General features: G+C 59.5%; 13 protein-coding genes. 2 read left to right on the top strand and 11 right to left on the bottom strand.

Features of this window, described 5'->3' with window-relative positions; translation table 11 throughout:
* Nucleotides 1–118: 118 nt before the first annotated feature.
* The 7 genes from G7090_RS10985 to sad all read right to left on the bottom strand — a co-directional run bounded on the left by G7090_RS10985 (nucleotide 119) and on the right by sad (nucleotide 9,055).
* Nucleotides 119–646, bottom strand: coding sequence for an N-acetyltransferase (locus tag G7090_RS10985; RefSeq protein WP_166182416.1), 528 nt, complete (start codon nucleotides 644–646; stop codon nucleotides 119–121).
* An 81-nt stretch (nucleotides 647–727) separates the two neighbouring features.
* Entirely contained in the window at nucleotides 728–1,693 is a 966-nt protein-coding gene (locus G7090_RS10980; protein WP_166182415.1) for a sensor domain-containing diguanylate cyclase, read from the bottom strand.
* 52 nt (nucleotides 1,694–1,745) lie between these two features.
* A complete protein-coding gene (locus tag G7090_RS10975; RefSeq protein WP_166185222.1) occupies nucleotides 1,746–2,738 on the bottom strand; it encodes a sensor domain-containing diguanylate cyclase in 993 nt (330 codons plus the stop codon).
* Between the two features lie 181 nt (nucleotides 2,739–2,919).
* Entirely contained in the window at nucleotides 2,920–4,371 is a 1,452-nt protein-coding gene (locus G7090_RS10970; protein WP_166182414.1) for a GGDEF domain-containing protein, read from the bottom strand.
* Between the two features lie 161 nt (nucleotides 4,372–4,532).
* On the bottom strand, nucleotides 4,533–5,459 hold the full coding sequence (glsB, locus tag G7090_RS10965) for a glutaminase B (RefSeq protein WP_106993870.1): 927 nt from the start codon (nucleotides 5,457–5,459) through the stop codon (nucleotides 4,533–4,535).
* A 63-nt stretch (nucleotides 5,460–5,522) separates the two neighbouring features.
* Nucleotides 5,523–7,100, bottom strand: a complete 1,578-nt coding sequence (locus G7090_RS10960; protein ID WP_166185218.1) for a methyl-accepting chemotaxis protein — start codon at nucleotides 7,098–7,100, stop codon at nucleotides 5,523–5,525.
* A 572-nt stretch (nucleotides 7,101–7,672) separates the two neighbouring features.
* Complete coding sequence (gene sad, locus G7090_RS10955; protein WP_166182413.1) at nucleotides 7,673–9,055, bottom strand: succinate-semialdehyde dehydrogenase; 1,383 nt, start codon at nucleotides 9,053–9,055, stop codon at nucleotides 7,673–7,675.
* A gap of 99 nt (nucleotides 9,056–9,154) precedes the next feature.
* On the opposite strand from sad, the gene G7090_RS10950 reads away from it, so the two are divergent.
* Nucleotides 9,155–10,033, top strand: coding sequence for a LysR family transcriptional regulator (locus G7090_RS10950; protein WP_166182412.1), 879 nt, complete (start codon nucleotides 9,155–9,157; stop codon nucleotides 10,031–10,033).
* Here the strand turns inward: G7090_RS10950 and G7090_RS10945 are convergent.
* Complete coding sequence (locus G7090_RS10945; RefSeq protein WP_166182411.1) at nucleotides 9,987–10,469, bottom strand: GNAT family N-acetyltransferase; 483 nt, start codon at nucleotides 10,467–10,469, stop codon at nucleotides 9,987–9,989. The two genes, G7090_RS10950 and G7090_RS10945, sit on opposite strands and share 47 nt — an antisense overlap.
* 151 nt (nucleotides 10,470–10,620) lie before the next feature.
* Here G7090_RS10945 and G7090_RS10940 point away from each other — a divergent pair, with 151 nt between their 5' ends.
* A complete protein-coding gene (locus G7090_RS10940; protein ID WP_106993864.1) occupies nucleotides 10,621–11,565 on the top strand; it encodes an L-lactate dehydrogenase in 945 nt (314 codons plus the stop codon).
* A 3-nt stretch (nucleotides 11,566–11,568) separates the two neighbouring features.
* On the opposite strand, the gene G7090_RS10935 is transcribed toward G7090_RS10940, so the two are convergent.
* Genes G7090_RS10935 through G7090_RS10925 form a run of 3 tightly spaced genes read right to left on the bottom strand, consistent with a single transcriptional unit; the run spans nucleotide 11,569 to nucleotide 14,525 of the window.
* Entirely contained in the window at nucleotides 11,569–12,330 is a 762-nt protein-coding gene (locus tag G7090_RS10935; RefSeq protein ID WP_166182410.1) for a DeoR/GlpR family DNA-binding transcription regulator, read from the bottom strand.
* Between the two features lies 1 nt (nucleotide 12,331).
* On the bottom strand, nucleotides 12,332–13,318 hold the full coding sequence (locus G7090_RS10930; RefSeq protein ID WP_106993862.1) for a D-threonate 4-phosphate dehydrogenase: 987 nt from the start codon (nucleotides 13,316–13,318) through the stop codon (nucleotides 12,332–12,334).
* Nucleotides 13,311–14,525, bottom strand: coding sequence for a four-carbon acid sugar kinase family protein (locus tag G7090_RS10925; RefSeq protein ID WP_166182409.1), 1,215 nt, complete (start codon nucleotides 14,523–14,525; stop codon nucleotides 13,311–13,313). The genes G7090_RS10930 and G7090_RS10925 overlap by 8 nt, the downstream gene beginning before the upstream one ends.
* Nucleotides 14,526–14,538: the final 13 nt, after the last annotated feature.

The raw sequence follows: 14,538 nt of genomic DNA, 5'->3' as shown, positions 1-14,538 counted from the left end.
AATGGGGTCCTTGTAATGATTAGTCATACAGCCTGATAAGATTGGTACGATAACTTATCAAAACTTAACGACCACAAACCCCGGTCTGGATCAAACCCGGTGCGAATTGTGACAGGATCTATAAGAATTTGTAGAAGACTGAGGTAGCCGTCATCTCACCGTCGGGCATCAGGGCATAGCGCGGGATCTCCCCCACTTTTTGCCATCCCGCCCGTTGATAGAAGGTCTCCGCCCCGCTGCCGGTGGCCGTATCCAGCACCAGCACGGTTTTACCCTTGTCGCGGGCCACGTTTTCCAGAGCCTGCATCAGTCGTCCGGCATCACCGTTGCGGCGCGCGTTCTGGTGAACCAGCAGTTTGGCAACATCTGCCCGGTGCGGCTGGTTGTCGGGCTGATCGGTGATCAGCTGCACGGTGCCGGTGATGTCGCCTTCGGCATTGGTCGATATCAGCAGGGTACGCTCCCCGCGCCCGACGCTGTCGGCCACGCCACGCCAGAATGCGCTGGCCTGCTCATGGCTGTAGGGCAACATAAAGCTCACCGACGCGCCGCCGGTGACACAGCTGTGCAGGATGTCAGCTAATTGAGGGTGGTGCGCAAGGATATCCTCACGCGAAAAGATCTGAATAGCAGGTGATGGCATCATTATTCTCCTTTTTATCAACGGCATCACCATGCGCTTTACATTTTTGTAACACAAGGGCCTGTGTCAGAGGATTTTCTTATCTCAGCATCCGGTGCCGCGCTGCTGTTTCATGGAGTACATCATCTCATCGGCCGTGGTCAGCCAGCTGGCCAGATCGTCGCGATCGTGATCAAACTCTCTGACGCCCCAGGAGAAAGAGAGCGCCCACGGATACTCGGCATGCTCATTCCACACCGCGGCCTGCTCGGTCAGATACTGCATGGCGATCCACGCCCCCTTCTCGTCGCTGTTGGCAAACAGGATCGCAAACTCATCCCCGCCGTAGCGCGCCAGCACGTCGGCCTGGCGGAAGGTGGAACTCAGCAGACCGGCCATCGCCTTCAGGGCGTTATTGCCATCGGCACGACCGTACCGGGCGTTAATCTGTTTGAAGCGGTCGAGATCCAGCCAGGCGAGGGTCAGCGGCTCAGCCCGACGGCGTGCGGCGCTGATGGCGTAGGTAGCAAGATGATGTAAACCACGGCGGTTATACAGCCCGGTCAGGTCGTCGACGATGTTGGCGCAGATTGCCGCGAACTCAGCCTCCACCAGCGCCGCCAGATCGGCCAACGCCTCAACGTCAGAGGACGAAAACTGCCGCGGCTGGTGGTCGATAATGCACAGCGATCCCACCGTCGCACCGTTGGGCAGATGCAGTGGATGACCGGCATAAAACCGGACAGGATTATCGTCGGTCGCCAGCGGATTATCCGCAAAACGGGCATCGTCGAGGGTATCAGGCACTACCAGCGGGGCATTACTGAGCACGGTATGGCCGCAAAAAGAGAGATTTCGCGGCAGATTGGTGGCGTCACCGCCATCGGCGGATTTAACCACCACCACATGCTCGTCCACCAGATTGATCATCGCCACCGGGACGGAAAACAGGCGTTTTGCCAGCCGGGTCACACGGTCATAGCTCGGGTGATTCTCGATCTCCAGCAGCCCGGATTCGCGCAAGGCGCTGAGACGCTCCACTTCATTGTTGGGTCGTGAGGGTGATTTCATTGGGGGCTCCGGACATCAGGCTTTTTAAAAGCTTAGCGCATCCTGACGCCGCTTAGTGGGCAAAGATGCGGTTTTTCCCTTCACGTTTCGCCTGGTACAGCGCAATATCGGCCGCCTGTAACCAGTCTGTAACATTTTTCATTTCCCGGGTGGCGATGGCGATGCCAATACTCATCGTACACTGGACCACGTCTTCCGCTACGCCATCGATCACGGCGGCAGCATCCATAATGCGGGTCGCGACAACGTGCGCCTCGTCCAGGGTCGTATCCGGCAGCAGGATCACAAACTCATCCCCGCCCAGCCGCGCCGGGGTATCGCTCTGGCGGGTGGCGATATGCAATATCTGTGACACTGTCACTAAAAGCATATCCCCTACCTTATGGCCGAAGCGATCGTTAACCTCTTTAAAGTTATCGATATCAATAAACATCAGCGCCGATTCGCTGCAGGTCTGCCGCAGCTTGTGCAGCTCATGATCGATACGCTTCTCCAGCAGACGCCGGTTAGCAATGTCGAGCAGCGGGTCCATCATCGCAATGCGTTCCAGCTCGCGCGATTTAAAGCGCAGCCGCATGGCGATACTGTTGGTGAGCACGCTCAGCGCTACAGTATAGATGCCAATCAGCGGCAGCGTGGCGTACATCGTACGCTCCGACACCCAGGGAACCAGCGCCATCCCCTGCGTCAGCCAGCTGGCCATGAAGACCGCCAGCATCACCGCTCCGGCTTTTTTCATCAGCGGGAACCCCCCGGCCGCCAGCCGATCGGCCAGTAGGATAGTAGCAATGGCGACGGACGGCAGCGGGTTCGCCGACATCATGGCGATCCAGAACCCGCCCGCGCCGGCGTCCAGCACCAGGTTTTGGTGTTCGGTACTCAGCGGCGCGGCAGAGCGACGTGCACGCCAGAAGGCCAGCGTCGGCCAGATAAAGGCGTTGATCGCCAGAAGACCCATAAGCCAGGGTGAACGTTGCTGTTCCACCAGAACCGAAAGAATGGGGAAAAAGCAGAGAAATGTTCCAAGCACTCGCATCAGGAACATGCGTTTGATAAACCGTCTGCCAGGCACGCGAGGGGATTTACTGAGTCTGTCAGATGCGTTCATCACACGAATTTTCCGAAATAATCACCCCATTATATTATTGACGTACAAAATACGTATCAAGGCATTTATCAGTTTCGTGAATATATGCTACTGGCCCATGTGCCGTGCAGGCAAACGATTACAGCGGTTCCGATGCCGCAGCCTTTTGCGCAGCAGACGTTATCTCTGTCATTCGGGCGCTGGTGCGATTTCGCCCTGCTTTTTTCGAGCGATACAGATAATCATCCGCTTCGCTCATCAGACGATTGAAAACGTCCGTCAGCTGCCACGACTCCGATTTTCCGTTGCCCAGACCAATGCTGACGGTCAAAAACAGCGCCTGCCCGCGCCAGTTGAACGGATACTGTTCAATGGTGGTACGGATACGTTCCGCCAGGGCGTAACCCTGCTGTGCCGACGTGGTATTAATCACCACTGCAAACTCCTCCCCACCCATTCGCGCCACCAGCCCCTCGCTCCCCACTGTCTCCTGCACTTTACGGGCAAAAGCCGCCAGGACCGTATCGCCGCACTCATGACCGAAGTTGTCGTTGATGCTTTTGAAATAGTCGATATCCAGCAGCATGACGGTTAACAGCGGGCTTTTGCGTGTTCCCTCATCACGCTTCAGCGCTTCATACAGCCCGGAACGGGAGTAAACCTGGGTTAAAAAGTCATAATCGGCACGCAGGGAGACCTGTCGGATCAGGGAGTTGATGGCCGCCATGCTGACCGACACCATTATCGGGCAGATGGCCATGGTGGCGATCCCCAGACGGGCGGAGAACATCATCGGGGTGGTGAGCGGCGTGGTCGCCACGATGGTAATAATGGAGTTGGCGACCAGGGTGATCTCCACCGCCCCGGTGACAAAGGTCAGCAGGCAGGTTGCCGGCAGCGAATAACGTACGGCGCACCAGATCAACGCCGGCATCGGAAACGCCAGCGCACCGGCCCCGCCGATCGCCACCGAGGCCACGACAGAGATCACCAGTAGTACCACCGGCATCAAATGGCTGGCGCGCAGGGTCCGGGTGAACGCGGGCCAGGTGATGGTCAGCAGACAGGGAACGATTAACACTCCGGTGGAGAACTGTTCGCTAAACCAGTCGGCGACCAGCGGCCAGAAGGTGCGATTGTCCAACCCGACTGACGACAGCGCCCCGACCAGGGCGCACAGTAGCGCGGCCAGCAGGCAATAGTTAAACAGTCGCAGGGCATTGACCGGATCCGGGGTACTGTTTTTCAGCCGCCTGTCGCGCTGAACCAGCAGCGCAACGGTGACAATAAACATCATATTCGAGAGGTTAATGCCCAGCGAGGTGATACCCCAGTTGGTGGTGATGAGGTCGTACAGCAGCATGGCAATGTACGATATCGCATAGTAGTGCAGCCGGTTGAGGTAAGCATAACGGGCAAACACCCCCGCCATCACCCCATTCAGCGGCCAGAACATCGACAGGGACTCCACCAGACGTAGCTGCGCGCCAATAAAATAGAACAGCGTGGTCAGGACAAATATGCCCACCGCATTACGTAAGGGACTTTGCGGCTGAAAAAGCGCGAAGGTTCTGGTGGAGGCAGAAGACATGCAATATCAATCCATAGGGTTGCTTTTAACAATGATTTTCACCCGCGCGGGTGAATGTTAAAAGTTTGGGATTAATGTATATCACATTAGGGGTATGACAATCACCACCCCGTTAAGGGGGGGTTAACGGTCCGGCGGTCAGCCCCCGCCGCAGGAGCCGCTTAATAGACCGAACGCCCCAGCTTCTGGCTCAGACGCTCCAGCACCGCGACGCCCGCCAGAGAGTTACCCGTCTCGTCCAGCTCCGGGCTCCAGACCGCAATGGCCATCTCGTGCGGCACAATCGCCACCACCCCACCGCCAACTCCTGATTTAGCAGGCAGCCCCACCCGCCAGGCGAATTCACCGGCGCTCTGATACATGCCGCTGGTCGCCATCAGGGCATTCACCTGTCGGGCCTGCATAGAGGTGACCACGGGCTCAGAGAGATGCGGCGCATAGCCCTGCGCGGCCAGAAACAGAAAGGTGTCAGCCAGTTCGACACAGTTCATCTTCAGCGCACAGTAGTGAAAATAGTTTTGCAGAACCGTCGGCACGTCGTTATGGAAATTACCGAACGACTTCATCAGCCAGGCGATCGCCGCATTGCGCGCCGAGTGTTCGAACTCCGATCGGGCCACGGCAGCATCGTAGGCGATATCACTCACCCCGGAGAGCTGACGCACGATCTCCAGCATCCGCTGTCGGGGTGCGCTAAGACGACTCTGCAGCATATCGCACACCACCAGCGCCCCGGCGTTGATAAACGGATTGCGGGGCTTGCCCTGTTCGATCTCCAGCTGTAGCAGGGAGTTAAACGGCTGGCCGGAAGGATCTTTCCCCACCCGCTGCCAGATCTCATCCTCGTCATACTGGCGCATGGCCGCCACCAGGCTGAGGACTTTCGAGATCGACTGAATGGAAAAACGCTCGGTGGCATCCCCGGCCTGGAAGTGCTGGCCGTCGACGGTACGAATGGCGATCCCAAGCTTGTTGCCGTTAACCGAGGCCAGCGCCGGGATGTAATCGGCCACTTTACCCTGGCCCAGTAAGGGACGTACTTGCGCCAGAATGGCTTCCAGCATCTGATTATTGATGTTCGCAGCCATCGGTTGCTCCTTGCTCACAGGCCAAAAACGGCCTGCGAGTATAACAGAGGCTTATGGATGACGTCAGGCAGGAAGTCGGAAACGCGAGACCGCCTGTAACAGCAGGCCGGATTCATCATGCAGCCGTTGGGAAGCCATGGAGGCGGTGTTAACCAGGTCGTCGGTCTGGCGCGCCACCTGATTCAGGGCCTGCAGCTGGCCGGTCATCCGGTGAATGCTGTCGCCCTGGCTGAGGGTGGCGGCGGAAATCTCATTCAGTAAGCTGCAGAGATTGCCCACAAGACCGATCACCTGCTGCAGGTTATCCTCCAGCCGGGTGACCGCTTTCGAGCCATCTTCAATACCCTGCAACGAGTGGTTAATCAGCTGCTGAATGGTTTGCGTCGAGTGGCTACTTTTGCGCGCCAGCAGGCCCACTTCCCGCGCCACCACTGCAAAGCCACGCCCCTGATTCCCGGCATGCGCCGCTTCGATGGCCGCATTCAGCGCCAGAATATTGGTCTGAAACGCCACGTTATCGATGATCGCCACAATGCCGCGCATCTCGGAAGAGCGCTCCACAATTGCCGCCATCGAAGCGTTCACCGTCTCCATCATCCGATCCCCGCCAGCCGCCATCGCCCGCGCCTCGTCCGCACGGGAGCTTGCCAGCCTGGCATAGCCGCTGTTGCCCTCGACGTGGGTCTCCAGATCGGCAATGTGCGCGGTGACCTCTTTCAGCTCCTGCGCCTGACGCGCCGACTGGTGATAGAGCTTCTGATTGCCCTGCGCCAGGGAACCAATATTGGTCACCATCGAGGTGGTCGCCTCGCTGACCTGGGTCACCAGCTGCTGCAGGCCCTGCTGGAGGGTATCGACGCTGTCACCAAGCTGCGCCATCTCGCGGTTGAAACGCTTCACGCCCGGCGGCGGCGCGGAGAGATCCCCCGCCGCCAGCAGATTGATATGGGCGATCAGGCGACGCAGGGGCACGATCACCCAGCGCGACATCGCAAACCACACCGCCACGGCGATCGCCACCAGCACCACCGGAGCCAGTAGATAGAGGAACTGCAGACTGGAGAGGCTGGCGGTCAGCAGTTGACGCCCTTCTGCGGCGCGCTGGGCGCTGGCCTGCTGATAGCGGGCGTAGTTGTCATTGAAATCGGCCTGGAAAGCCTGGGCGGGTACGGCAAAAAAGGCGTCAATCGACTGGCTGTTGACCAGGCCGTCAGCCTGTTCGCGGATGGCATCGAAGAACAGCTGATAGCTGTTGAGCAGCGCCTCATCCCGCGGCGGCTGCATCGCCTGCCACGCCTGCCAGGCCTGCTGAGAATCCCGTAACGCCTGCTGGGCCTCATCCATCAGGCTGTGCCAGCTTCCGTCCGAGCCGGTCTCTTTATCCTGCATAAAGTAAACCCCCGCCCGGTTAAGCAGATCGCTGGCCGCCAGCAGGGATATCCGCGCCTGATCGACCTTCGTCTGTTGCAGGTACGCCATCTGATTGCGCTGTTCATTGCGCTGGGCATCACGCAGCGAGACGGAGAGTAAAACCGAAGAAGAGATTTGCAGGGCGGAAAAGAGCCCGATAATGCAGAAGATCCCCGCCAGCAAACCAAACTGCCGGGGAGTAAAGCGGCGGAAAATTTTGGTTAAGTTCATAATTGTATTCATTAACAATGCCTTAGACGTGGGCCAGTCTACGCAGTGAAAATGACAGAACTATTTCAGAATCATGACAGGCGCCCGGCGGCGCTGTTCCCCTCCACTCCAGCCCACACCCTGAGGAAGAGGGTTAGGGTGAGGGGGAATATGCGACTCAGGTGGTGGTTCCGTTCACCTCACGTTCCTTGCTTCTCTGATACGCCAGAACTGGTGAACGTGCCAGGGTGGCTCAATCGCCACCACCCTGGCGACCCAGGCTCCCGGCTAAGAAAATCGCCGCTTCGCGGTCCCCTCAGCTTATTCCTCCAGGCTTTCGGGTCGGGCACCAGCCTGCATCCCTGCAGGCTATGCCCTCTCGGCGCGTCCCTGCGCCTCGCCCCGGCCCTCCGGAAACGCTTCGGCGATTTTCAGCCGGACCAGAGAGCCGCTGTAAGTCATTTATTAGTATGTAATTATTACATTGCTTTAAGGCAATAAAATAATCGGGGTTTCCTCAGTCTTCAGGGAGAGGAAGTAACTCCTGTAGGCCGGGTAAGCGCAGCGCCACCCGGCACAACACCGACGCTAGATCACACCCGGTCTTTCCACACCGTCTGCACATTACAGAACTCATGCAGGCCAAAGCGCGACAGCTCCCGGCCAAAGCCGCTCTTCTTCACGCCGCCGAAGGCCACACGGGCATCGCTGGCGCTGTAGCCGTTGATAAACACCCCGCCGCACTCGAGCTGGCGGGCAAAGCGATCCGCCGTTGCAGCATCGGCGGTAAACACCGTCGCTGAGAGGCCGAAATCGCTGTCGTTGGCCAGCTGAAGGGCATGATCCGCATCGTTTGCCACCGTGATGGCCGCCACCGGGCCAAACAGCTCCTGGCGAAACGCGGTCATGTTCGGGGTGACGTTGCCCAACACCGTCGGCGCATAGTAGTTCCCTGCCCCCGCCACCTTCTCGCCGCCCAGTAACAGCGTCGCCCCTTCGGCCAGCGTGGCCTGTACCTGCTGATGCAGCTCGTCACGCAGATCGTAGCGCGCCATCGGGCCGAGGTAGTTTTCCTCTGCGTCCGGCGCACCCATTTTCAGGACCGCGGTGGCCTCTACAAACCGCCGGCTGAATTCATCCGCAACCCCCGCCTCGACGATAAAGCGTTTGGCGGCGGCACAGACCTGTCCGGTGTTCTGATAGCGGCCGGTGACCGCCGCTTTGACCGCCAGATCCAGATCGGCGTCATTCAGAACGATAAAGGGATCGGACCCGCCCAGTTCAAGGACGCATTTTTTCAGCGCCGCTCCGGCCTGAGCACCAATCGCCGCTCCGGCACGCAGGCTGCCGGTGACGGTCACCGCCGCAATGCGCGGATCGGCAATCATCTGGCTTACCCCATCGTTAGTGGCATTCAGCTGGCTGAACACCCCCTGGGGGAAACCCGCATCGTTAAAAATCTGTTCGATCAGGTTCGCGGCACCCAGCACGTTCGGGGCGTGTTTCAGCAGATAGCTGTTGCCCGCGAGGATAATCGGCACCGCGCCGCGCAGCACCTGCCACAGAGGGAAGTTCCACGGCATCACCGCCAGCACTGGGCCCAGGGGGCGATATTCGATCACCGCGTCCGCTACCTGGGTCGCCTCGGTAGAGAGCATGGCCGGGCCGTGGTCGGCATACCAGTCGCAGAGACCGGCGGATTTCGCCACCTCTGCGCGCGCCTGGGCGATGGGTTTGCCCATCTCCCGGGAGATCATCCGGGCCATCTCTTCGCCGCGGCTGCGCAGGGCGTCGCCCAAATCACGTAATTTTTGCGCACGCGCCGCTACCGGCACGCTGCGCCACTGACGAAATGCGGCATCGGTTTGCGCGAGGGCATGTTCAACCTCGGTGACGGTCGCCCACGGCCACACGGCCAGGGTTTCACAGTTTGCCGGGTTGATGGACAGGGCATGGTTAACAGAAGGTGTAGTCATGATCGGCTCCGTGTAATAACAGTTGCTTCATTGTGGCGCACTCTGCTATTTCTTAAAAATGAATAATAGTGACCACCTTATTCACGAAACGAGAACGATATGGATCTGACCCAACTGGAAATGTTTAACGCCGTCGCCCAGACCGGCAGCATCACCCAGGCCGCGCAGAAGGTGCATCGCGTGCCGTCGAACCTGACTACCCGCATCAAACAGCTGGAGGCCGATCTCGGCGTGGAGTTGTTTATCCGCGAGAATCAGCGGCTGCGCCTCTCTCCGGCGGGGCATAATTTTTTGCGCTACAGCCGACAGATCCTCGCCCTGGTGGATGAGGCCCGAATGGTAGTCGCGGGCGATGAACCTCAGGGGCTATTTACCCTCGGGTCGCTGGAGAGCACCGCCGCGGTGCGTATCCCGGCCTCGCTGGCGCAGTTTAACCAGCGCTATCCGCGGATTCAGTTTGCGCTGGCGACCGGCCCTTCCGGGACGATGATCGACGGGGTGCTGGAGGGCACGCTGAGCGCGGCGTTTGTCGACGGGCCATTAACCCACCCGGAACTCGAAGGGATGCCGGTCTACCGGGAGGAGATGATGCTGGTGGTGCCCGCCGGGCAGCCGAAGGTGGATCGGGCGCTGGCAATCAGCGGGCGCGATATCTATGCCTTTCGCGCCAACTGCTCCTATCGCCGCCATTTCGAGAGCTGGTTTCATGCGGATCGCGCCACGCCGGGGCGCATTCATGAGATGGAGTCCTACCACGGCATGCTGGCCTGCGTGATTGCCGGGGCCGGGATTGCGCTGATGCCGCGCTCCATGCTGGAAAGTATGCCCGGCCATCATCAGGTGGAAGCCTGGCCGCTGGCAGAGAACTGGCGCTGGCTCACCACCTGGCTGGTGTGGCGCCGGGGGGCGATGACCCGCCAGCTCGAAGCGTTTATAGCACTGCTAAACGAAGATCAGCCACCAGCGCCTTCTCCATAAAAAGGCTCAATGGATCGGGGGCGTATGGGGGAAAGGCCTCGCACATCTGGTATCCGCAACGCTCATACAGGCGCACGGCTGCCAGCTGCTTGATCCCGGTCTCCAGCCGCAGGGTATGACAGCTCCGGCTGAGGGCTTCATCTTCCAGCGCCGCCAGCATTTTTTCCCCCAGCTTTTGCCCACGATGGGTCGGATCAATATAGACCCGCTTCATCTCCCCGCTGCCGTCAGCGTTCAGCACCACGGCTCCGCAGCCGACGGCGTTAAGCTGGCGATCGCGGATCACCATCATGATCAGGCTGTGCTCCGGCAGCCCGGTCAGATCCAGCAGATGGTTGCTTTCCGCCGGATAGAGCGCGCTCTGGTAACTGTCGAGGTCGGCAATCAGGGTGGTGATATCCGGATGGGCGGGCGATTCTGAGGTAATGGAATACATGGCAGGCTCCTTTTGTCGTTTTTCTCCACCATAGCGCCGGGCGGCGAAGGAACAGGCATATTTTTAACTTATAGCTGCCGCCAGCCATTGCGCGCCCTGCCGTCGGGGGGTAAGTTTGGGCACAATCACGGTTAAAACATCAGGAAAAACAATGAACACCAAAGCCCGCAAAGTGATGATTATCGGGGCCGGAAACGTCGGTACCTCCGCCGCGTACGCCCTGCTGAACCAGAATATCTGCGAAGAGCTGCTGCTGGTGGATATCAACCAGCCGCGCAGCGAAGGCCACGCCTGGGATCTGTCAGATGCCGCGGCCTATATGCCCGGGATGATGACCATTTCCACCCGCGAGGCCAGCGACTGTGCCGATGTGGATATAGCGGTGATCACCGTCTCCGGCGGCGCGCTCAAACCGGGGCAGACCCGGCTGGATGAGCTGACCGCCACAGCCCGCATTGTGAAAAGCATTGTGCCGCAGATGATGGCGGGCGGGTTTAACGGCATTTTCCTGATTGCCACCAACCCGTGCGACATCATTACCTGGCAGGTGTGGCAACTCTCCGGCCTGCCGCGCAATCAGGTGATTGGTACCGGGGTGTGGCTGGATACCACCCGTTTGCGCCGCACCCTGGCCCAGGCGCTGGATATAGGGGCACAGAGCATTGACGCGTTTATTCTGGGCGAGCACGGGGATACGCAGTTCCCGGTGTGGTCCCATTCGTCGGTCTACGGCTCGCCGATTGCCGAGGTGTATCAACGCCACACCGGCAAAACGCTGGATTTTGATGCGCTGGCGGAGCGCGTGCGCAAACAGGGGTTTGAGATCTACGCCCGCAAGGGTTGCACCGAGTACGGCATCGCCGCCACCATCGCTGAGATCTGCCGCAATATCTTTACCGGCAGCCACCGGGCGCTGGCAATCTCCTGCATTCTGGACGGGGAGTATGGTGTGGACGGCGTGGCGATCGGGGTACCAGCGGTGCTGGCCCAGAGCGGCGTCCAGCAGATCATTGAGCTGAAGCTGGCAGAGGATGAACTGCAAAAATTCCGCCATTCGGCGGAGGTGATCAAAGCTAATATCGCCCGCCTGCCCTGAGCCTTAAGGCGCCAGGGTCAGGGTGGCATCCAGCTGGCTTAAGGTCTGCTGCACCCCTTCGTCCAGCCGTTTGTCGGTGACAATATCGGTCAGGGTGTTGAGGTGAGCCACGTTAAACAGCGACCAGGCGCCATATTTCGAGCTGTCGGCCAGCAGCACGCGACGCCGGGCGTTAGCAATCAGATCCCGCTTCAGGGCCGCTTTCTCTTCCGTCGGGGAGGTAATGCCGCGCTCCAGATCCCAGCCGTTACAGCTGACAAAAGCGATATCCGGCCAGACGTTCTGCAGCAGGCGGCGACCGTGCTCGCCAATACAGGACTGGCTGGAGTCATCGATGCGCCCGCCAATGATCGTCACCTCAATCTGCTTAAACTCCGACAGAAACAGGGCGATATGAAGATCGCTGGTGATGATGCGCAACGGCAGATGGGTCAGTTGGCGAGCGAGTTCAATCATGGTGGTGCCCGCATCGAGCACCACCGCGTCACCAGCTTTCACAAAGCTGGCGGCCGCGCAGGCGATGGCGTGTTTCTCCGCCAGGCTACGCTGCATTTTTTCGCTGGTGGTGGGCTGGGAAGGAATAAACCGGTTCAGGGTCACGCCGCCGTGGGTGCGGCTGATGACCCCCTCCTGATCGAGCTTAATCAGATCCCGGCGAATGGTCGCGGGCGAGGCATCCGTTGCCGCCACCAGCTGATCCACCGTCACCAGATTGTGCCCTTTCAGGTAGTCCATTATCTGTTCTAACCGGCTATATCCCTTCATATTATTCCCGTGTGATTTGCATCGCTAACTGGATAGAGACCGTCATGCTCTCAGACTTCGCTTTACCTGTCCACGCAATGTCAAACGCGGTGCCATGGTCGGCAGAAGTACGGATAAACGGCAGCCCGGCAGTGATGTTCACTCCGTCATAAAACCCAAGTAATTTCAACGGAATGTGACCCTGATCGTGGTACATCGCCACCACCATGTCGTACATCCCTTCATGGCACTGCATAAACACCGTGTCCGGCGGGCACGGCCCTGACACATTCAGCCCTTGTGCCTTCATCGCCTGTACGGCCGGACCGACAATCTTAATCTCTTCGTCGCCAAACAGACCGTTCTCTCCGGCGTGCGGGTTGACCCCGGCCACGGCGATGCGCGGATTCTTATATCCCACGCGCTTCAGGAAGGTATCCGCAATGCCAATCACGGTTTTTACCCGATCCTGGTTGAGGGTATCAAGGAATTTGCGCAACGCGATATGGGTGGTGATGTGGATCACCTTCAGCTGATCGGTATAAAGCACCATGGCGTAATCTTTACTGTCGGTGAGGTGCGCCAGCAGTTCGGTATGGCCCGGATAGTGATGGCCCGCCAGATGCAGCGCCTCTTTGTTTAGCGGCGCGGTGGCAATGGCCTTCACCTCGCCCGCCATCGCCAGCCCGGTGGCGCGACGCACGCAGCGATAGGCCAGATCCCCGGCCTGGGCCTGCACCACGCCGGGCTGCAACGCCTCGGGATCCGCCAGGGGTTCATCCAGCACGTTAATAATGGCCGGGCCAAACTGCGCCTCGCTGACGCGGCTAATCACGCGTAACTCCGCCGGGGCGGTGATGCCTTTTGCCAGCACCCGTTGCAGGGTTCTGGCACACCCCACCACCACCACCTCCGCGCCGGACAGTTCGCCCTCGGTCAGGGATTTAATAATGATCTCCGGGCCGATGCCCGCCGGGTCGCCCATGGTTACAGCAATGATATTAGTCACTCATCTTCTCCTCGATAAAATGCAAAACCTCAAGCAGCGTGGATTCAGTACCAAAACCGCCCGCTTTGGTCATGACTGGCCCCTGCCAGTGACAACCCAAAAACCGACCAAACGGCACGCAATGCGCCACTTGTCCGCGAATGGCAAACCCTTGCGCGTTGAGCGCGCGGGCAACCGCCATCGCCACATCGCCGCCGGAGACATACAGCGCCGCCGGGTTGTGGCTCTCAAGCACGTTGCGCGTTAACGCCCCCAGAAATGCGCTGATGGTCTCCCCCAGTGCAGCGCGGCTTAATTCGCGCTGCTGACACAGGGAGTCGATCTGATGCCGGGCCTGAGTATCGGCGCAGGTATGCACCACGCAATGCTGGCGCGCCGCCAGCGCCGCAGCGATCTGCTGCTGATAACCCGCCAGCGCACCGTTAAACACATCATTAATATCAATCAGTACCGTACTAACATCAGGGTGGCTGCGGATGAGCTGGATCTGCTGTTGCGCAATCTCACTCATCGAACCGATTACCGCCAGCAGCTGACGCGGGGTAGCCAGACGGCGCGCCAGGGCATCGCACAGCCCGGCGGAGCCTACCAGCAGCGGACGCTCAATGCTGGCAAAGGCCGCACTGACAATCTGATCCAGTTCGTCGTCGCTCTGCGCATCCACAATCATCAGTTGCGCATCGCCCTCTAGAGCCGCTGCCAGCTGCGCCGGGGTAACCACCACGCTTTTCAGCCCAGTTTGCTCCGCCAGCACTGCCGCGATATGGGCATGACGCACCGGGGTTTTCGGGTCGCTGGCAAATTCGGTCTCCGTGACCGGCACGCCCTTCACCAGGCAGACGCCGTTTTGCGTGGTACGTCCCGCTGCCGGGAATGCCGGGGCGATAATCGCCTGACGCTGACCGCTAAGACGCAGCAGCGCCTCGACTTCTGCCCCCGGGTTGCCGCGCAGGGTGGAGTCGATTTTCTTCACCAGCCATTTTGCGGCATCAATCTCGGCGGCAAAGCGCGCCAGCTTTTCAGCAGCCTCTGATGCCGCCAGCGCCCGACTGTCGCTATTAATAACCAGCGCATCGGTGTCGCCGGTAAAGGGAGTCTGAAACGCCACGCTGACTTTTTTGCCGCTTAACGCCAGGCTGACGCCCGCATCGTTAGCGCCGGTAAAGTCATCGGCGATCACCACCACTTCTCTGTTCAGGTTGTTCACTTACATCCTCAAA

It is taken from the genome of Leclercia sp. 29361 (assembly GCF_011290365.1).
GTDB lineage: Bacteria > Pseudomonadota > Gammaproteobacteria > Enterobacterales > Enterobacteriaceae > Enterobacter > Enterobacter tamurae.
This window is presented reverse-complemented; position numbering and strand designations above follow the sequence as displayed.